The 19,055-nt window shown below is 71.0% G+C and carries 15 protein-coding genes; 9 read left to right on the forward strand and 6 right to left on the reverse strand.

The window, feature by feature from the left end; all coding sequences use genetic code 11:
* Positions 1 to 71 precede the first annotated feature (71 nt).
* The 6 genes from ACWD26_RS09815 to ACWD26_RS09840 are packed head-to-tail and all read left to right on the forward strand — an operon-like array spanning position 72 to position 9,369.
* Positions 72 to 956, forward strand: a complete 885-nt coding sequence (locus tag ACWD26_RS09815) for a carbohydrate ABC transporter permease (RefSeq protein WP_451268551.1) — start codon at positions 72 to 74, stop codon at positions 954 to 956.
* The gene (locus ACWD26_RS09820) at positions 953 to 1,825 is read left to right on the forward strand and encodes a carbohydrate ABC transporter permease (RefSeq protein ID WP_451268051.1); all 873 of its coding nucleotides are present in this window, start codon (positions 953 to 955) and stop codon (positions 1,823 to 1,825) included. Before ACWD26_RS09815 ends, ACWD26_RS09820 begins: the two co-directional genes overlap by 4 nt.
* A 25-nt stretch (positions 1,826 to 1,850) precedes the next feature.
* The gene (locus tag ACWD26_RS09825) at positions 1,851 to 2,849 is read left to right on the forward strand and encodes an alkaline phosphatase family protein (RefSeq protein WP_451268053.1); all 999 of its coding nucleotides are present in this window, start codon (positions 1,851 to 1,853) and stop codon (positions 2,847 to 2,849) included.
* Positions 2,846 to 5,797, forward strand: coding sequence for a glycoside hydrolase family 2 TIM barrel-domain containing protein (locus ACWD26_RS09830; protein ID WP_451268054.1), 2,952 nt, complete (start codon positions 2,846 to 2,848; stop codon positions 5,795 to 5,797). The genes ACWD26_RS09825 and ACWD26_RS09830 overlap by 4 nt, the downstream gene beginning before the upstream one ends.
* 27 nt (positions 5,798 to 5,824) lie before the next feature.
* Positions 5,825 to 7,654, forward strand: coding sequence for a LamG-like jellyroll fold domain-containing protein (locus ACWD26_RS09835; RefSeq protein WP_451268056.1), 1,830 nt, complete (start codon positions 5,825 to 5,827; stop codon positions 7,652 to 7,654).
* Between the two features lie 23 nt (positions 7,655 to 7,677).
* Positions 7,678 to 9,369, forward strand: a complete 1,692-nt coding sequence (locus ACWD26_RS09840; RefSeq protein ID WP_451268058.1) for a PHP domain-containing protein — start codon at positions 7,678 to 7,680, stop codon at positions 9,367 to 9,369.
* A gap of 107 nt (positions 9,370 to 9,476) precedes the next feature.
* Here the strand turns inward: ACWD26_RS09840 and ACWD26_RS09845 are convergent, their stop codons facing one another.
* Positions 9,477 to 10,562 carry a helix-turn-helix domain-containing protein gene (locus ACWD26_RS09845; RefSeq protein ID WP_451268060.1) on the reverse strand — a complete coding sequence of 362 codons (1,086 nt, stop codon included), beginning with the start codon at positions 10,560 to 10,562 and terminating at the stop codon, positions 9,477 to 9,479.
* A 413-nt stretch (positions 10,563 to 10,975) separates the two neighbouring features.
* On the opposite strand from ACWD26_RS09845, the gene ACWD26_RS09850 reads away from it, so the two are divergent.
* On the forward strand, positions 10,976 to 11,404 hold the full coding sequence (locus ACWD26_RS09850) for a peptidase inhibitor family I36 protein (RefSeq protein WP_451268062.1): 429 nt from the start codon (positions 10,976 to 10,978) through the stop codon (positions 11,402 to 11,404).
* A 117-nt stretch (positions 11,405 to 11,521) separates the two neighbouring features.
* Here ACWD26_RS09850 and ACWD26_RS09855 read toward each other — a convergent pair whose 3' ends face one another.
* The 4 genes from ACWD26_RS09855 to ACWD26_RS09870 form a co-directional block, all read right to left on the reverse strand.
* Entirely contained in the window at positions 11,522 to 11,977 is a 456-nt protein-coding gene (locus ACWD26_RS09855) for a MaoC family dehydratase (RefSeq protein ID WP_055515009.1), read from the reverse strand.
* A 14-nt stretch (positions 11,978 to 11,991) separates the two neighbouring features.
* Positions 11,992 to 13,497 (reverse strand): o-succinylbenzoate--CoA ligase, encoded by a 1,506-nt coding sequence (gene menE, locus ACWD26_RS09860; RefSeq protein WP_451268064.1) that lies wholly within the window; start codon positions 13,495 to 13,497, stop codon positions 11,992 to 11,994.
* A gap of 62 nt (positions 13,498 to 13,559) precedes the next feature.
* Positions 13,560 to 14,438, reverse strand: a complete 879-nt coding sequence (locus tag ACWD26_RS09865) for an amidohydrolase family protein (protein WP_451268553.1) — start codon at positions 14,436 to 14,438, stop codon at positions 13,560 to 13,562.
* An 11-nt stretch (positions 14,439 to 14,449) separates the two neighbouring features.
* Positions 14,450 to 15,367: an SDR family NAD(P)-dependent oxidoreductase gene (locus ACWD26_RS09870; RefSeq protein ID WP_451268066.1), complete on the reverse strand. Its 918-nt coding sequence runs from the start codon at positions 15,365 to 15,367 to the stop codon at positions 14,450 to 14,452.
* Positions 15,368 to 15,577: 210 nt separating this feature from the next.
* Between ACWD26_RS09870 and ACWD26_RS09875 the strand changes: the two genes are divergently transcribed.
* Positions 15,578 to 16,003 carry a MarR family winged helix-turn-helix transcriptional regulator gene (locus ACWD26_RS09875; protein WP_451268068.1) on the forward strand — a complete coding sequence of 142 codons (426 nt, stop codon included), beginning with the start codon at positions 15,578 to 15,580 and terminating at the stop codon, positions 16,001 to 16,003.
* Positions 16,004 to 16,007: 4 nt separating this feature from the next.
* A complete protein-coding gene (locus tag ACWD26_RS09880) occupies positions 16,008 to 16,895 on the forward strand; it encodes an IclR family transcriptional regulator (protein ID WP_451268070.1) in 888 nt (295 codons plus the stop codon).
* A gap of 113 nt (positions 16,896 to 17,008) precedes the next feature.
* Here the strand turns inward: ACWD26_RS09880 and ACWD26_RS09885 are convergent, their stop codons facing one another.
* On the reverse strand, positions 17,009 to 18,808 hold the full coding sequence (locus tag ACWD26_RS09885) for a sulfatase-like hydrolase/transferase (protein ID WP_451268072.1): 1,800 nt from the start codon (positions 18,806 to 18,808) through the stop codon (positions 17,009 to 17,011).
* Positions 18,809 to 19,055 lie beyond the last annotated feature (247 nt).

A 19,055-nucleotide genomic window follows, 5' to 3' on the forward strand; every position in this document is an offset into this window, starting at 1 on the left:
GGCCGGGCCCGGCCCGTTTCCGCCCGCGGCGCACCCCGCCCGCGGGCGCCGTTCGGCCCAGCCGTCGCGGGGTGCTGTCGTACTGGCGGCAGTACCTGGCGATCTCGCCCTTCTACCTGATCTTCACCGCGTTCTCCTTCGTGCCCGTCTTCTATTCGCTGTACCTGTCCTTCCAGCGCTACGACGGTCTGGGCACCAAGCAGTTCGTGGGTCTGCAGCAGTACGAGTTCCTCTGGAACGACCCGGTCTTCTGGCTGTCGATCCGCAACACCCTGCTGATCTGGGTGCTGTCCACGGTTCCCACGCTGTTCGGCGCCCTGGTGCTGGCGACGCTGCTGCACTCGGTACGCCGCTTCAAGGGCTTCTACCGCATCGCCCTGTACGTACCGAACGTCACCTCGATCGTCGCCGTGGCGATCTTCTTCGGCGCGGTGTTCAGCAACAACTTCGGTCTGGTCAACGCGATCCTGGGCACGGTCGGCATCGAACCCGTCCCGTGGCTGAGCAATCCGTGGCTGATCAAGGTCGTGATCGCGGCCCTGATGACCTGGATGTGGACCGGCTACAACATGATCATCTACCTGGCCGGCCTCCAGGCCATCCCGCAGTCGATCTACGAAGCGGCCAAGGTGGACGGCGCCGGACCGGTCCGCACCTTCTTCCAGATCACCATTCCGGTCATGCGGCCGATCATCCTGTTCACCGTCGTCATCTCGACGATCAACGGTCTGCAGAGCTTCAGTGAGCCTCAGGTGCTCTTCGCCAGCAACGCCGCCAACGCCAACCTCGGCGGCCCCGGCCAGGCGGGTCTGACCACGCTGCTGTACTTCTACCAGTCCGCCTTCCTCGACAACGACTACGGCTACGGCGCGGCCATCGTGTGGGCCTTCTTCGTACTGATCATCGTGCTCGTCGTCATCAACTGGCGCATCGTGCAACGAGGGAGGAAGTCATGACGACAGCCGCCACCCCATCGCCGACCACGGCCCCGAGGCGGCGGCTGCGGCGCCCCAAGGGCCTGACCGCGCACATCCTCCTCGCCCTGGCCGTCCTGATCTCGGTCTTCCCGTTCCTGTGGACGATCGTGATGGCGACCAACACCACCAAGGACATCTACCAGAGCCCGCCGAAGCTGACCTTCGGCTCGCATCTGATGGAGAACATCCGGAACGTGCTCGACACCATCGACTTCTTCGGGTCGATGCTCAACACACTCGTCGTCGCGTGTGTGACCACGGTCCTGGTGCTGTTCATCGACTCCTTGGCGGCCTTCGCCTTCGCCAAGTTCGACTTCCCCGGGCGCAAGCTGCTCTTCGGCACGCTGCTGGTGTTCATGATGCTGCCGCTCCAGCTGGCCGTCCTGCCGCAGTTCATCCTGATGTCCGAGATCGGCTGGGTCGGCATGCTCAAGGCGCTGGTCTGGCCCGCCCTCGCCAACGCCTTCGGCATCTTCTGGCTGCGCCAGTACATCGAGAACGGTGTGCCCGACGAACTGCTCGACGCGGCGCGCATCGACGGCGCCGGGTTCTTCCGTCAGTACTGGAACGTCGCCCTGCCGATGATCAAGCCCGCGCTGTCCTTCCTCGCCATCTACGTCTTCGTCAACGCCTGGAACGACTACGTCTGGCCGCTCATCGTGCTCACCAACCCCGACCACGTCACGCTCCAGGTCGAGCTGGCCCAGCTCAACGTCGGCCACCAGACCGACTACAGCATGGTCATGGCCGGAGTGCTGATGGCCGCCGTCCCCCTGGTCATCGTCTTCAGCATCTTCGCGCGCGGGTTCATCGCGGGCGCCACCGAAGGCGCCGTGCAGGGCAGCTGAGTCCGTGTCGAGAGAGGGGTTCGCCGTGGTGGATGCCGTCGGCGCGGGACGGCCGGGGCGTGGCCGGGTGCTCGTGGTCGGTATGGACGGGGTGCGCTACGACCTGCTGACGCGCTCGCCCTTCACGGCACCCGTCCTGCACGGCCTGATGGCGGCGGGCGCCCACGGCAGCAGCCTGCTGCCGTACGGCGAGGTGGACGGTCAGGCCGAGGACGGGCCGTCCACCAGCATGGCCTACACCGACTCCGGCCCCGGCTGGTCGAGTGTGCTGACCGGGGTGTGGCCCGACCGTCACGGGGTGACCGGCAACGACTTCACCGGCGCCGACTACTCCCGCCACCCCGACTTCCTCAGCCGGGCCGTCACCGCGCGGCCCGGTCTGCGCGCGGCGGCCGCGGTGTCCTGGCCGGAACTGGTCGACCGCGGCACCCTCGGCCCCGCCATCGGCGACCGCGTGCGGTACGACGGCGAGACCGACGGCTACGAGAGCGCGGACCGTCTCGTCGCCGACACCGTGGTGCGGTGGCTCACCGAGGAGGATTTGGACGTCGTGTTCGCGTACTTCGGCGCCACCGACGAGGCAGGCCACGCCACGGGCCCCCGCAGCCCGGCCTACGACCGGGCCCTGCTCGCCCAGGACGCCCACCTCGGGCGGCTGCTGGACGCGATCGGGGCCCGGCGCTCCGGCCCCGCCCGAGCGGACGAGCACTGGACGGTGCTGGTCACCACGGACCACGGACATCTCGACGCCGGCGGCCACGGGGGCGACACGCGTGCCGAGCGAGAGGTCTTCGTCGTCCTCGCCGAGCCCGGAACACCGGGAGCCCCCGGAACCCTCGTTTCGCCCGGAGCGCCCGGAGCGCCCGGCGGCGGCCGGCTGGACACGCCCCGTCTCATCGACATCGCCCCCACCGTCCTGGACCGTCTCGGCATCCCCGTCGACCTCTCCTGGGGCCTGCGGGGCCGCATCCTGCCCCGGCCGACCACGTCCTCCCCGTCACCACCGACTTCGGAACGGTCATGACCGACGCACTCTTCGCCCTGCGCCCCTGGGAATCACCCGAAGTGACCTCCTGGAGGCGACTGCCCATGAACGCCGTCGACCGGCGCGACCGGGCGCTGTCGCTCGACGGCCGTTGGCGGTTCCAGCTGCTGCCGTCGCCCGACGGGGCGCCCGGCCCCGGCTGGTCCTGGGCACACCTCCCCGGCTCCTGGACCCTCCAGGTGGCGGAGGACCCACCGCGGTACACCAATGTCCGTATGCCGTGGGCTCAGTTCCCGCCGGGGTCCCCGGCCGAGAACCCGACCGGCGTGTACGAGCGGGAGATCGGCATACCCGCCGAGTGGGCCGGCCGCCGGATCGTCCTGCACGTCGGCGCCGCCGAGAGCGTGCTGCTCGTCCATGTGGACGGACAGCCGGCCGGCATCTCCAAGGACTCCCATCTGGCCGCCGAGTTCGACCTCTCCGGCCTGGTCCGCCCCGGCGAGAAGGCCACCGTGCGGCTCACGGTGGTGAAGTGGTCCGACGCCTCGCACATCGAGGACCAGGACCAGTGGTGGCTCGGCGGGATCACCCGCTCGGTGCTGCTGTACGCCACCGATCCGCTGTATCTCGCCGACGTGACCGTGCGGGCGCGCTGTGACGGGGAGCTGCGGGTGGACTGCCGGGTGCGCTCGGCGGCGGGGACGGGCGCACTGCCGGAGGGCTGGTACGTCAGCGGGGAGCTGGACGGCCTGGCCCTGGTCCAGGACACCGGGTTCGACCGGCTCAACGCCGAGGACGAGCGGGTCTCCGACTTCCTCGGCGAGGCCCGCATGGGGACGGTCGTCCCCGACGTACGGACCTGGAACGCCGAGACCCCCGAGCTGTACGACCTCACCGTGCGTCTCCACCGCGCCGACGGCACGGTCGCCGACACCTCCCACCACCGGGTCGGCTTCCGCGAGGTCGAGATCCGCGGCCGGGACCTGCTGGTCAACGGGGAGCGGGTCTACCTGCGGGGCGTGAACCGGCACGACTTCCATCCGCTGACGGGGCGGACGGTGTCGCGGGAGGACATGCGCGCGGACCTGCTGACGCTGAAGCGGTTCGGCTTCAACGCGATCCGTACCGCGCACTACCCGAACGATCCGGGCCTGTACGACCTCGCGGACGAACTCGGCTTCTACGTGGTCGACGAGGCGGACATCGAGTCGCACGACCACGCCCATGAGATCGCCGACGACCCGCGCTATCTCAACGCCTTCGTCGACCGCGTCTCCCGCATGGCCCTGCGGGACAAGAACCATCCCTCGGTCATCGTCTGGTCGCTGGGCAACGAGTCCGACTACGGCGCGGGCCACGACGCGGCGGCCGGCTGGCTGCGGCGCCACGACCCGACGCGGCCGGTGCAGTACGAGGGCGCCGCGAAGCTGGACTGGGCGGCCACCGACGACGCCTCCGACATCGCCTGCCCGATGTACGCGCCCATCGAGGACTGTGTGGCGCACGCGCTGTCGGGTGAACAGACGAGGCCGCTGATCCAGTGCGAGTACTCGCACGCCATGGGCAACAGCAACGGCACCCTGGCCGACATGTGGGCCGCCATCGAGGCAACCCCAGGTCTTCAGGGCGGGTTCATCTGGGAGTTCTGGGACCACGGCATCCTCCAGCGTGTGAACGACGGACGACCGGCCGGGCGTGGGGGCACCGGGCTGTACGAGAACGGTGTCGCGGGCCCCGGCCTGCGCTGGGCCTACGGCGGCGACTTCGGCGAGACGATCCACGACGGCGCCTTCATCGCCGACGGGGTCGTCTTCCCCGACCGCACGCCCAAGCCGGTGATGTTCGAGCACCGCGAGATCGCCGCCCCGGTGCGGCTGTCCGTGGAGGGCGAGGGCACCTGGCGGGTGCTGCGGGTGCACAACCGGCAGCACTTCCGCGATCTGTCGTGGCTGGCCGCCGAGTGGGAGTTCGCGGCGGCCGACGGCGGCACATGGACGGTTCCGGCCCAGCTGCCCGCCGTACCGCCCGGCGGCTCGGCCGTCATCGACCGGCCCGAGGTGCTCGAGGGGGCCGGCGAGATCTGGCTGACGCTGCGGGTGACGACGGCCGCCGACGAGCCCTGGGCACCACGCGGCACCGAGGTGTGCTGCCCGCAGGTGCAGTGGTACGAGGCGGACGAGGGCGAGCCGGTGGTGGGTGCCGAGGGCGACCTCGGACACATTCCTCCGCCGGAGACGGACGAGGACGGGCTGCTGCTGCATCCGCTGCTCGCCTCCCCGCCGGGCCTGAGCCTGTGGCGGGCGCCGACCGACAACGACGTCCTCGGCGGCATGGCCGAACGCTGGCGCGAGCTGGGCCTGGACCGCGCCGAGCGCGAGCCCGTCTCCGTGGAGCGCAAGGGTTCCACCGTGCGGGTCCGGTCGCGCTGGCTGACGGGGGCCGGGGCCGTCGAGCACGAGCAGACGTTCACGGCGCTGGTGGACGGCCGGGTGCTCGTCGAGGAGACCGCCGTCCTGCCCGAGGAGCTGACGGACGTGGCCCGCGTCGGCACGGTGTTCGAGACCGTCGACGGCTTGGACCGCCTCGCCTGGTACGGGCAGGGCCCGTGGGAGAGCTACCCGGACCGGGCGGCCTGGGCGCCCGTCGGCCACCACTCGGCCACCGTCGACGCGTTGTTCACCCCTTATCTGCGGCCGCAGGAGAGCGGGGGCCGGCACGGTGTACGGCACTTCACGCTCAGCAGCGACCGGCACGCCCTGGGCGTACGGCTGGACCGGCCCCGGCAGGTCTCGGTGACCCGCCATCGCGCCGCCGACCTGGCCGCCGCCGCGCACCACGACGAACTGGTGCCCCGGCCGGGGTGCGTGGTGCACATCGACGCGGCGCACCGAGGGCTCGGGACCGCGTCCTGCGGGCCCGACACCTCGCCCGCGTATCTCGTCCCGCCGGGTGTCCACCGCTGGTCGTGGACGCTGCGCGCGCTCTGAACCACCAACCCTTTCTACGGAGTCACTGTGTGCACCTCGCGCGAACCTGGGCAGGAGTCTGCCCAGGCCCACTCGGGCAGACGTAACTTCCTCCGTGCCACGGCCCTGCTGGGCGCGGCGGCGACGGTCACGCTGCCCACCGCCGCGCAGGCGGCGCCGAAGCGCTGGAAGCCCGATCCCACGAGCCGCCGGTTCACGCTCGCCGTCATGCCCGACACCCAGTATCTGTTCGACGGGCCGAGCATCGACAAGGCGCCCGTCGAGGCGTCGCTGCGCTATCTGCTGGAGCACGGCCGGGACGAGAACATCGTGTTCCTGTCCCATCTCGGGGACCTCACCCAGAACGGCACCGAGGAGGAGACCTCGGCGATCGGCGAGGCCTTCCGGCTGCTCGACCGCAAGGGCGTCGGCTACAGCGTCCTCGCGGGCAACCACGACGTGCGCTCCTCCACCGACGACCAGCGGGGCTCGACCCCGTACCTGGACGTCTTCGGACCCGCCCGTTTCAAGGGGGCGCCGGCCTTCGGGGGCGCCTCCCCGGACGGCTACAACTCCTTCCACCTCTTCGAGGCGGGAGGCCGGCAGTGGATGGTGCTCGCCCTGGACTGGCGGCTGTCCGCGAAGGGCTTCGCCTGGGCGAAGGACGTGCTGGCCCGGCACCCGAGGACGCCCGTGGTGCTCACCACGCACGAACTGGTCGACGGGGACGACTCCCTCTCGGCATACGGGCAGAAGCTGTGGGACCAGCTGATCAGGGACCACGACCAGATCTTCCTGACCCTCAACGGGCACTACTGGCCGGCGGCGCGCGCCACGCGGAAGAACAGCGCCGACAACGATGTCCACCTGCACCTCACGAACTACCAGAACCGGTACTTCGGCGGCGCGGCCATGATCCGTCTCTACCGCTTCGACCTCGACCGGAACACCATCGACGTGGAGACGATCTCCCCGTGGATCCTGGGACGGGCCGCCGAGGGGCTCAACGAGCTGGAGCGGCAGGAGAGCGAACTCTCCGGCGACGCCGACCGGTTCACGGTCGGGATCGACTTCGAGAAGCGGTTCGCCGGCTTCGCGCCGGTGCCCGCGCGTCCGGCCCGCCCCGTGTCGAAGATGCTGGTGCCCGGCACGGTCGCGTACTGGCGTTTCGACGGGCAGGAGGACGGATCGGCCGTCAGCGGTACGATCCGTGACCGCTCCGGGCGCGGCAACGACCTCACGCTGGTCACGGTCGGCGGGGGCACGCTCACCTGGTCCGCCGACCACCACCCGGACCAGCCCGGCCACGGCAGCCTGGAGTTCCACGGCGGCAAGCCCCCGCTGAAGGGCGCCTATCTGCGGACGGTCGACGGGGCGCCCCTCAACTCGGCGACGTTCGAGAGCGGTTACACCATCGAGGCGTTCTACCGGCTGCCCGCCGACTGGAACCCGTCGAACCACGCCTGGGCCGGCATCCTCGGCCGCACGGGCACGGGCGGCGCGGCGGGCAAGACCGCCGACGACCCGGACGAGCCGCTCGCCACGCTGTCGCTGTCGAACGACCGGGAGCCGCAGTGGGCGGTGCGCCCGCTCAACCAGCAGGGCATCGCGACCAACTGGGGCCAGGAGACCCCACTGGAGACGTGGTGGCACCTCGCGGTCGTCAACGACGGGAAGCACACCACGCTCTACGTCCAGGGCTGCCCGGTCGTCCGCAACCCGAAGGCCACGGCCGTCGGGCTCACCTCCGTCGGCCTGCCCTGGATCCTCGGCGGCTACGAGTACGCGGGGAAGATCGACCAGATCCTGCACGGACGCCTCGGCGACGCCCGCGTCGTCGAGCGGGCGCTGCCCGTCAAGTCGTTCATGAACCACTGAGACGCGAAGGAACCCCACAGATCATGTCCGACCTGTCCGGCACGCACGAGCGGCAGCAGCTGCCCGCCTGGGCCGATCCGTCCGTCTCCCCCGCCGCCCTCGACGCGCAGGGCGTGTCGCGCCGTGGACTCCTGCGTGGCGCGGGCCTGTTCGGCGCCGCCTTCGCGATGGGCGCCACAAGCGCTCTGACGGCACCGGCCTCCGCCGGTTCACGGCACTACGGTGGCGAGGACCCGCGTCTCGCCTACCTCGTCGGCGACCACCACATCCACACCGTCTACAGCCACGACGCCAAGTACACGTTCTCCCAACTGGCCGCCGCGGGCGCGAAGTACGGCCTGGACTGGATGGTGTTCACCGAGCACTCCAACTTCGGGCACGCCGACTTCGGGGCCGCGCTGGAGCACAAGGAGATCCTCAGGGCCCGGGCCGAGAACCCGCGCCAGCTGATCTTCCAGGGCCTGGAGTGGTACATCCCGGCCGCCGAGCACTGCACGGTCTTCGCCACCCCCGGCCCGCACGAGGTCGACCTCCTCACCCGCTTCGAGCGCGCCTACGACGGCAAGCTGCTCGGCTACACGGACGGCTCCGTGGGCGGGGCGGACACCGCCCGCAACGAGGCGCACGCCGTCAAGGCCATCAAGTGGCTCGCCCAGCAACGCCGTTCGGGCTACGTCGACGATGTACTGGTCCTCGCCAACCACCCGCTGCGCCTCGGCATCGACTCCCCGCACGAGATGCGTGGCTGGCGGGACGCGGCCCCAGAGATCATGATCGGCATGGAGGGCGCGCCCGGCGCCCAGGGCGCGGCGATCCCCGGCTGGCGGGGGGCGACCTCGATGCGCGGCGAGTACGAGAACAAGCCGTCGGCCCAGTCCTGGCCGGGGTATCCGGCGGAGGCGTACCTCACGTACGGCGGCTTCGACTGGTCGACGGCGACCGTGGGCGGCCTCTGGGACGCGATGCTGGCCGAGGGGAAGCTGTTCTCGATCACGACCAACTCGGACGCCCACCGGATCGTCTTCGACACCTGGAAGAACGGCGACTGGCCGGCCGGGCAGAACTTCGACAACACCGGCAAGCTGCCCGACCCGGTGAACACCGACACCCCGCAGCCCGGCAGCGACTTCTGGCCCGGCCAGTTCAGCCGCACCCATGTGGGCGTCACCCGGTACGGCTATCGCTCGGTGATGGCCGGCCTGCGGGCGGGCCGTGTCTGGGTGGACCACGGCCATCTGCTGGACGGCCTCGACGTCCGGGTGAAGCGCGATCGCGACCATGGGCGCGGGGTCACCCTGGGCGGCCGACTGCGGGTCCGCAAGGGCGAGAAGCTCACCCTGAACGTGACGGTGACGACCGCCTCCCGCGCCAACCCCCAGGGAATCCTGCCCGGGTTGGCCCATGTCGACGTGATCCGGGGCGCGGTGCGCGGCCCGGTGGCCGACCGGGACGCCTGGCAGGCCCCCGACACCAAGGTCGTCCACACCAAGGACGTGAGCGGCCGCGAGGGCACGTACACCCTGCGCATCCCGATCACCGCCGGGAACGAGTCCTTCTACCTCCGCCTGCGCGGCAGCGACGGCAAGCGCAACGGGGCGGGGTACCTGGGCGCGTCCATCGACCCGCACGGTCCGATCCCGCACGCGCCGGGTGACGGGGACCCGTGGGAGGACACCTGGTTCTACTCCAACCCGGTTTTCGTGGACGTGAGTTGATCAGCGGGGTCGCCCCTGGGGGCGCGTGAGCACCAGGATCGTCCAGGGGCGCGGGGTACCGCGCGACCGGCCACGACCGGTCCGCGGTCCCCCGCGCGCCTCCGCCTCTACGGCGAGGGGGACGGACTCCCACTGAACGCCCGGTCGCAGTGGGGCCAGTCGCCGAAGTCCCGGTCCTCGCTCCACAACCGCTTCGCCGCGCGGATGTTCCACTCCGGGTCGAGCGCCTCGCGCGGCGTGCCGCCCAGCTCCCTCAGCCGGGCGTCGGAGATCTGGAACAGGCCCCAGTTCCGGGTGCCGTTGGTGTTCGGGAGGATGTGCAGCGGGTCGAGGAAGGACTGGCAGTCGGCGATCGCCACCGCGCGGTCCGGTGCCTCGGTGAACACCTCGCGGATGCGCCGCCGCACCTCGTCCGGGGTCCAGGTGCGCATACGTGCCCCGGACTCGTACAGCGCCTTCTTGGTGGTGTCGCCGACCACCCCGTTGGGCGGTTCGATCCCCGCCATCACCTGGAAGGCGGTCACGCGGCGCAGCGTCTGCGGTCCGAAGTCGCCGTCCACCCCGATCACCGCACCCTTGGCGTGCAGCAGCCGCTGCACCTCGCGTACGCAGGTGTCGTGCTGGCCCATGGCCACCACCTCCCGGCAGGTGGAGGTGAAGAGCGGCCGGGTGTCCTTCTGCCGCGGTTCGCCGGTCTCCTTGCCCGTACCGCCCTCGCTTCCCTCGGCGGACCCGAGCGACGGCAGGGTCCAGGCCATCCCGCCGAGAAACAGCACGGCCAGACCGACGGCCACGGCGACGCGTTTCCGCCGTCGGCTCCACCCGGCGGTCCCGGAGTCGTGCGGGGGCTCCGAGAACTCGACGACCGGTTCCGGCGGGGCGTCCTCCCGCTCCGGCGGCGGCGTCGACTCCGTGGGTTGCGCGGGTTGCATGGGTTCCGGTTCTCGGGCGGCGTCCGCCACGGCCCACAGCCGGTGCAGCGTCCGTAGCTCCTCCGGTGTGGCGCCGCAGGCCACCGCGAGGCGGTGGACGGTGCCGTAGTCCTGCGGTACCGAACTGCCCAGGCAGTAGCGGTGCACACTGGACCCACTCGTTCCGGCCTTCGCGGCGAGCGCCGCGTAACTGAGTCCCGATCGCTCCTTGAGCGAGCGCAGACAGGCGGCGAACCGCTCGGACTCCGTGCACGCAGACACGGGCGTCCCCCCTTTTTTCACTTGCTGCCGTGCTGAACGGCGGCGCCGCACGTGGTCGGACGGCGGCGCTGTGTGTACGGAGATGAGAGGGCGCTCCCCCTGGATCCCCCGATCCCCGCGCCCGAGCACACTGTGCCAGAAACAGACGGCCGGAACCCCGCCAACTCCGGCCACTTGTATAACGGATCGCTGACGACCGTCTCCGTGACGCCCCCAACGCCGCCCCAAACACCGCCCCGGCGCCGCCCCAGCGCCGTCCCACCGGCGTCCCAACGGCAGGGAGATGCCGCAGGCCGGTCGTGACACGGCCGTCCCAGCGTCCCACCAGCACGGAATGCCTTGTACCGCCCAATCGCCGCTTGCCAACCTCGGGCCGTCCCAGAACGAACCACCCCCTGTGAGGAGACACGCCAGTGGCCCGTTTCGTGCCCCAGATCCTGCGCAACCGTCCGATGGCCGCCGCTGTGATGAGCGTCGCGGCGGTCGCGGCCTTCGCCCTGCCGACCTCCACCGCCCACGCGGCCCCCACCGCGGTCGACTGCGCGTCCGGGAACGTCTGCTTCTGGACCGGTGCCAACTTCACCGGCCAGAAGTGCAGCTGGAGCGACGCCGACCCGGACTGGCGGTCCGGCGACATCCGGTGTTCCTGGTCGGCCACGCACAACGTGAAGTCCGTCTGGAACGCGGGTACGTCCTCCAGCTTCACCGGCGTCGTCTACTACAAGGGCGCCAACCAGGACGAGGACGACCGCGCCGGCTGCACCCGCCAGCAGCACGGCGGCAACCTGGCCGGCACGTACAAGCTCCGCTCGCACAAGTGGACCACGGGCCGCTGCGGCTAGGCCGAACACCCGTAGGGCGGAGCACCTTTCGGGGTGCTCCGCCCTACGGCGTTCTCACGGTTCCACGGCGCTCAGGGGCTCTCAGACCCTCAGGGCGGCTCAGGCGCTCAAGGCCTCTCAGGCGTAGAACCGGGACAGGCTCTGCAGCACCGCCGCCGGCTTGGGCGCGCCCTCGATCTCGATCGTGCCGTCGACGGTGATCTGCACCCCGCCCGGTACGTCCTCCACCGAGGCCAGCCTGCCGACCAGGCGGATCTTGGAGCCGACCTTCACCGGGGACGGGAAACGCACCTTGTTCAGACCGTAGTTGACCTTCGTCGACACGCCCTCGACATCCAGCAGCTCCGTGAAGAGCGGGATGAACAGCGACAGGGTCAGGTACCCGTGGGCGATCGGCGCGCCGAAGGGGCCCTCCGCCGCCTTCTCCGGGTCGACGTGGATCCACTGGTGGTCCCCGGTCGCATCGGCGAACGTGTTGATGCGCTCCTGGGTGACCTCGATCCACTCGCTGGCGCCGAGGTCGCTGCCGGCGAGCTTCTTGAGCTCGTCGATGCCGTTCACGGTGATGCTCATATGACGTTCCTTAGCTAAGAGTTGGTGCCGTAGCGCTTGCGCACCCGGGCCTTGAGGAGCTTTCCGGAGGCGGTGCGGGGAAGCTCGTCCGCGATCACCACCGACTTCGGGATCTTGTACTTGGCGAGCCGCCCGGCCAGCGAGGCCAGCACCTCGTCGGCGTCCAGGGCACAGCCCTCCCGGGGCACGACGACCGCACGCGGCACCTCGCCCCACTTGTCGTCGGGGATGCCGATGACCGCGCACTCGACGATGTCGGGGTGGGCGAGGAGCTGGTCCTCGATCTCGGCGGGGTAGATGTTCTCGCCCCCGGAGATGATCATGTCCTTGATGCGGTCGACGATGAAGACATAGCCGTCCTCGTCGACGCGGGCCGCGTCCCCGCTGCGGAACCAGCCGTCGGCGAACACCGCGGCCGTCTCCTCGGGCAGCCCCCAGTACCCGGGCATGACGTGCGGTCCACGGACCACGACCTCGCCGGGCTCGTCGACGTCGACCGGTGTCATGTCTGGCCGTACGACCCGCACATCGCTGAAGAAGTGCGGTACGCCCGCCGATCCGGCCTTGCTCACCGCGTGCTCGGCGTCGAGGAAGAGCGTGCCGGGGGCCGCCTCCGTCATGCCGTAGCCCTGGAGGAAGGTGAGCCCGCGCTCCTGGAACCTGGCGATGAGCGGGGTCGGCACCGGGGAGCCGCCGCAGGACAGCATCCGCAGCGACGACAGGTCGGCGTCGGCCCAGCGCGGGTGCCGGGCGATCTGGTCGAACATGGTCGGCACGCCGAACATGAAGGTGATCCGGTGCCGTTCGATCAGGTCGAAGGTGGCCTCCGGGACGAACGCCTCGACCAGGACGCAGGTGCCGCCCTTGAGCAGCACGGGCAGGGTGAGCATGTTCAGCCCGGCCGTGTGGAACAACGGGGCGGAGACCAGGGCGCGTTCGTCGGTGATGATGTCCTGGTCGACGAGCACGTTGACGGCGTTCCAGATGATGTTGCCGTGTGTGAGCATCGCGCCCTTGGGGCGGCCGGTCGTCCCCGAGGTGTACATGATGATGCAGGTGTCGTCGGCGGTGACGGGCTGGTCGATCGGCTCCGCCTCGGCCCCCGCGAGCAGCGCCTCGTACTCCGGGCCGGCCTCCACGAACGTACGGACGTCGGTGTCGCCCGGCAGTCCGGCGACGAGCCCGGTGAACCCGGACGCGTACACCAGCGCCTTGGCCCCGGAGTCCGCCAGCTGGTAGGCGATCTCCGGGCCCGCGAGGCGGGTGTTGAGCGGGACGAAGACCGCGCCGAGGGTGCCGGCGGCGAACAGCGTCTCCAGGTACGAGGGGTGGTTGGGCCCCAGGTAGGCGATGCGGTCGCCTCGGCGTACGCCGGAGGCGCGCAGGGCGTGGGCGAGGCGCGTGGTGCGCTCGTACAGCTCCGCGTAGGTGATGCTCGTGTCACCGTGGATCAGGGCGGTACGCCCGGGGGTCTTGCGGGCCCGGCGGGCGGGCCACGACCCCAGTCCCTCATTGCGCATGTCTGTGCCCCTGTCCGTCATTGCACATGGGGTGTGTCCCTCACGGTTTCCTCATGGCGTCGTCATGGCTTCGTCAGTCCGAGCAGCCGGGCGGCGTTCTCCTTCAGGATCTTCGGCTTGACCTCGTCCTTGATCGACAGCTTCTCGAAGTCGGCGAGCCAGCGGTCGGGGGTGAGGACGGGGTAGTCGGAGCCGAAGAGCACCTTGTCCTTGAGGAGCGTGTTCGCGTACTGCACGAGCTGCGGCGGGAAGTACTTCGGCGACCAGCCGGACAGGTCGATGTGCACGCCCGGCTTGTGCGTGGCCACCGCCAGCGCCTCGTCCTGCCAGGGGAAGGAGGGGTGCGCCAGGATGATCTTGAGGTGCGGGAAGTCGGCGGCGACGTCGTCCACGTGCAGCGGGTTGGAGTACTTCAGGCGGATGCCGCCGCCGCCCGGGACGCCCGCGCCGATGCCCGTCTGCCCCGTGTGGAACAGGGCGATGGTGCCCGTCTCCTCGATGACCTCGTACAGGGCGTACGCCACCGCTCGGTCGTTGGGGAAGAAGCCCTGGACGCTGGGGTGGAACTTGAAGCCCCTCACCCCGTACTCCTCGACCAGGCGGCGGGCCTGCTTGACGCCGGTCTTGCCGCGGAAGGGGTCGATGGAGGCGAAGGGGATCAGCACGTCCGCGTTGGCGGCGGCCGCCTCGGCGACCTCCTCGTTGGGGACGGGCTCGGTGCCGGTCGCGGACTCGGCGTCCACCGTGAAGATCACGGCGGCCATCTTCCGCTCGCGGTAGTAGGCGGCCGTCTCCTCCAGGGTGGGCTTCCGCTTGCCCTCGACCTTGAAGTACGCGGAGGAGGCGTCGTGCAGTTCGTCGTCCAGCGACGAGGTGCCCTTCTTGGACGACACCTCCGCGTGGGTGTGGACGTCGATCGCGACGAGTTCCTCGACGTTCATGGAGGGGGTCATCACGCCTCCGGGATCTTCGGGGCGGGGACACCCACGGTCTCGGGCTCGGCGCCCAGCGAGGTCGGCCAGACGTCGGCGAGGGCCTCGGGGGTCCAGCCGCCGTTCGCGTACGCCGTCTTGATCTCCTGCGGATGTGACCAGAGTGCCACCTTGTCGCCGCCGATGCCGATGGCCTGGCCGGTGACACCGCGCGCCGCCTCGGAGGCGAGGAACGGGATCAGGGCCGCGCAGTCCTCGGGGGTGCCGAAGCCCTCGCCCTTGCGCAGGAAGTCCGGGAACGGCTTGCCCTCGCGCAGGGCCTGCACGTACGGGGCGAAGACCGGGATGGTCTCGGTCATGGCGGTGGCGGCGACCGGGATGATCGCGTTGACGGTGATGTTCACGCGGCCCAGCTCCATCGCCCAGGTGCGGGCGAAGGCGGCGATGCCGGCCTTGGCGGCGGCGTAGTTCGTCTGGCCGAAGTTCCCGCGCTGGCCGGCCGGGGAGCCGACGAGGATCAGGGAGCCGCCCTCCCCCTGCTCGCGCATGCGGATCGCGGCGGCGCGGGCGCAGGTGAAGGTGCCCTTGAGGTGGGTGGTGATCACCGCGTCGAAGTCGTCGTCGGACATCTTCCAGAGCACCTTGTCGCGGAGGATGCCCGCGTTGGTGACGAGGATGTCGAGCCGCCCGTACTCCTCCACCGCGCGGCCCACGAGCCGGTCGGCGGCCTCGGTCGTGCCGACCGCGGCGACCTCGGCCACGGCCTTGCCGCCCGCCTCGGTGATGGACTTCACGGCCGCCTCGGCCACGGCCTCGTCGATGTCGTTGACGACGACGGAGGCGCCGGCGGCGGCGAGGGCCTGTGCGTAGGCCAGGCCGAGGCCACGGCCACTGCCCGTGACGACGGCGACCTTGCCGGTGAGATCGATGCTGGGCACGAGTGGGTCCCTTCGAGAGACTGAGCGGCTACGAAATCGAAGTTAAGAGCAATAGTTGTTGACGTCAATAGTTGTTGTTCCCCGGGCGTTGCGTCATGCTGGGAGCAGTACGCACGCGCCGCCCCTCGAACCGGGGCCTCGACCAGGGAGCCCGCCATCGCCGGCCAGCAGACGCAGGACGCCGCCTCGATCGACGCGCACGAACCGTGGATGCGCGGGCTGCACGCGGACACGGGCTATCTGCTGTACCGCCTGGGGCTGCGGTCGGGACAGCTGTTCAACTCGTCCCTGCAGGAGTCGGGCCTGCGGCTGCGCCACTACGCGGTGCTGCGTTTCCTCGCCACGTCGCCGGGCGCGCTGCAGCGGGAGCTGAGCGCGTCGCTCGGTTACGACCCGAGCGCGATCGTCGGTCTGGTGGACGACCTGGAGAAGCTGGGTTTCGCGGAGCGACGCCCCTCCCCCGCCGACCGCCGCAGCCGGATCATCGTCCTGACCGAGGACGGACGGTCCTTCCTGCGGGACACCGACGAGGCCGGGCAGCGCGTCACGAACGAGTTGCTGGAGCCCCTCGACGCCACCGAGCGCGACACGCTCCATGCGCTGCTGCAGAAGGTCGCCGAGGCCGGACTGGGGTGACGCCATGCCGATGACCACCGACGCGCTGCCGTCGCCGGGGGCCGCACCCCGGCGGACCGCGCCCCCGGGAGCCGCACCCCGGGAGAGCGCGCCACCGGGCACCACCCGCTCCGCCCCCGACCGGCTCCTCGCCGTGCTGGCCGCCTTCGACCACGACCACCCGGCGCTCTCCCTGACGGAGATCAGCCGCCGCGCCGGGCTGACGCTCACCACGGCCCACCGGCTGGTCGGCGCGCTCACCGAGTGGGGCGCCCTGGAGCGGGACACGTCCGGGGTCTACCACGTCGGGCTCCGCCTCTGGGAGCTCGCGGCCCTCGCCCCGCGCGGACTCGCGCTGCGGCAGATCGCGATGCCGTACCTGGAGGACCTGTACGAGGCGACGCACGAGAACGTGCAGCTGGCGGTCCGCGACGGAGACGAGGTCGTCTACATCGAGTGGCTCTCCGGGCGCTCGGCCGTCGGCGTCCACATCCGGGTCGGCGGCCGCTGGCCGCTGCACGCCACGGGGGTGGGTCTGGCGCTCCTCGCGTACGGCGACGCTTCGTCCCAGGAGATCTACTGTCAGGGGCCGTTGGCCTCCTTCACCCCGTACACCATCACCGACGGGCCCCGGTTGCGCCGTGTGCTCGCCGAGGTGCGGCGCTCGGGGGTGGCGGTGAGCAGTCGTCAGGTCACCGAGGACGCGCTCTCGGTGGCGGCCCCGGTGCGTGGTGCGGGCGGGGCCGTGGTCGCCGCCGTGTCGGTCGTGGTGCCCCACGCGGGCGCCCAGGTACCGGTGTTGACCCCGGCGGTCCAGGTGGCGGCACGCGGGATCTCCCGCGCCCTGGGCTGGCAGCCGGACGAACACCGGCGCGGGTCGCTGATTCCTGGCCGGGGCACTTCTCCTTCTTGAACGACGACTGCGTCTGCTCGATCGCCGACGAGACGACTGCCCCTGCTCGCTCGCCGACGCCGGTGTCAGGTGATCGGCCGGCGTGAGCGTCCGCTTCTCGCCGGCGCTCGGCGCTACCTCGTCGCCAGCGTCTGTGCCGCGTACGTCACCGCCGTGCCCGCGTACGTGGCCGTGCCCCGCGCGGTGAGCCAGCCCTGCTCGGCGTCGACGGCGGGGGTGACCTCCCAGCGGGCCGAGAACCGTCCGCCGGAGCGGATGCGGTCCGTGGTGACCGCGTCGAGGTTGCGCACCTGCCAGCTGTTCGGCGCGGTGAGGGCGAGCCGCGCGGCCGTCCAGGGGCGGGCGGAGCCGTTGGCGAAGGTGGCGGTGACGAGGAACCTCCCGTTCCTCCGGGCCACTTGGAGGGTGACTCCGTAGGGCTTGCGCCGGTAGTCGTCCACCCACGAGGACCGCATCAGCCGGACCAGCGCGTCGGCCTGGGCGGGCCGCGCCGCCGCGAGGTCGTGCTGCTCGCCGGGGTCACGGGCGAGGTCGTACAGCTCGACCTCCCACCGGCTGTCGGGGGCCGACCGGTCCTGGCCGGGCGCGAACCGCACCGCCTTGAGGTCGCCGTGCCGCACCGCCTCCGCCAGACGCCGCGTACGGCCCCCGTCGACCCGGTCGGCGCGCGGGGTGACGCCGCTGTGGTTGCGGTAGAAGTACAGGTGGTCGTGGCGGGCGGCCTCGGCGTCACCGGCACGCAGCAGCGGTGCCAGGGAGAGCCCGTCGATGTCCGACGGGGCGGGCGCGCCGGCGAGTTCGGCGAGGGTCGGCAGCAGATCGATCAGCGGGGTCGGCCGGTCGGTGGTGCCGACGGGGACGCGCTGCGGGGACCAGGCGATGAGGGGGACGCGGATGCCGCCCTCGTACAGGTTGCGCTTGTAGCCGCGCAGCGGGCCGTTGCCGTCGAAGAAGTCGGGGTCGGTGCCGCCCTCCTCGTGCGGGCCGTTGTCGCTGGTGACGAGGACGACGGTGCGCCGGTCGATGCCGTGCGCCTTGAGCCGGTCCACGATGGTGCCGACCAGGGTGTCCAGGCCGGTGACCTGGGCCGCGTGGGCCTTGTCGGGGCGGGACCAGGGCTCGTCGGCGTACGCGCCGAGCTGCGGGGCGAGGCTCGGGGCGTGCGGCACGGTCGGGGCGAGGAAGAGCAGGAACGGCTCGTCCTTGTGGGCGTCGACGAAGCCGAGGGCGCGCTCCTCGATGAGGTCGGGGGCGTAGACCTCGCGGGCGCCGTCCCGGTTCTCGGGGATGTCCTGCTTCTCGCCGTTGTCCCAGAGGTACGTCGGGTAGTACTGGTGCGCGTGCTTGTGCGTCAGGTAGCCGTAGAACGTCTCGAAGCCACGGGAGTTGGGGTGGCTCGGCTGGTGGGGCTTCTCGGGGCCGAAGCCCCACTTGCCGATGAGGGCGGTGCGGTAGCCGAGGGCGCGCAGGGCCTCCGCGAAGGTGAAGTCCCGCTCGGTGAGCGCGCCCTGACCGCCGGGGCCCCAGGGGTTCTCGCGGACGGTGGCATGACCGCTGTGCAGCCCCGTGAGGAAGGAGCAGCGGGAGGGGGCGCAGACCGGGGCGGCGGAGTAGGCGTCGGTGAAGCGCAGTCCCTCGGCGGCCAGGGCGTCCAGGCGGGGGGTGTCGATGAGCTGCTGGCCGTAGGAGCCGAGTTCGCCGTAGCCGAGGTCGTCGGCGAGGACGACCACGAAGTTCAGCCGCTGCGAGGGGGTCCGGGCGGCGGGCACGACCGGCGCGGACGGCCGGCTCACCTCCGGGGCGCCGGTTTCCCGGACACCGGCCTTGCGCCCCTCGTGCGCGACACATCCGGCCGCCGCCCCGGTCACGCCGACGGCGGCGGTCCCGGCGAGAAAACGACGACGGCTGGGCATGCGGACTCCTGGATTGATGATCGGTGGGCGGGCCTGATCCGATGGTGGACGGGGCACTCGGAGCAAAACCATGCACAGGGCATGAACACCTTGTTGCGGCTGGTCATGGAGGCCGCGGGTGATCAACTGTGCGCCCCCCGACCCTAGAGAGGGGGAATGCGGGGTTCTGGTTCCACCGAGATCAAACGATCTTGCCAGAAGTCCGTGCCACGCCTCGCACCGGCCCCGGGATTCCCGGGGCCGGTGC

The organism is Streptomyces sp. NPDC002787 (assembly GCF_053592095.1).

Excerpts from the sequence above, each read along its gene's own strand:
- ACWD26_RS09820 (WP_451268051.1), top strand. The coding sequence starts at position 953 with ATGACGACAGCCGCCACCCCATCGCCGACCACGGCCCCGAGGCGGCGG.
- ACWD26_RS09880 (WP_451268070.1), top strand. The coding sequence starts at position 16,008 with ATGCCGATGACCACCGACGCGCTGCCGTCGCCGGGGGCCGCACCCCGG.
- ACWD26_RS09885 (WP_451268072.1), bottom strand. The coding sequence starts at position 18,808 with ATGCCCAGCCGTCGTCGTTTTCTCGCCGGGACCGCCGCCGTCGGCGTG.
- ACWD26_RS09855 (WP_055515009.1), bottom strand. The coding sequence starts at position 11,977 with ATGAGCATCACCGTGAACGGCATCGACGAGCTCAAGAAGCTCGCCGGC.
- ACWD26_RS09875 (WP_451268068.1), top strand. The coding sequence starts at position 15,578 with ATGCGCGGGCTGCACGCGGACACGGGCTATCTGCTGTACCGCCTGGGG.
- ACWD26_RS09830 (WP_451268054.1), top strand. The coding sequence starts at position 2,846 with ATGACCGACGCACTCTTCGCCCTGCGCCCCTGGGAATCACCCGAAGTG.
- ACWD26_RS09865 (WP_451268553.1), bottom strand. The coding sequence starts at position 14,438 with ATGAACGTCGAGGAACTCGTCGCGATCGACGTCCACACCCACGCGGAG.
- menE (WP_451268064.1), bottom strand. The coding sequence starts at position 13,497 with ATGCGCAATGAGGGACTGGGGTCGTGGCCCGCCCGCCGGGCCCGCAAG.
- ACWD26_RS09840 (WP_451268058.1), top strand. The coding sequence starts at position 7,678 with ATGTCCGACCTGTCCGGCACGCACGAGCGGCAGCAGCTGCCCGCCTGG.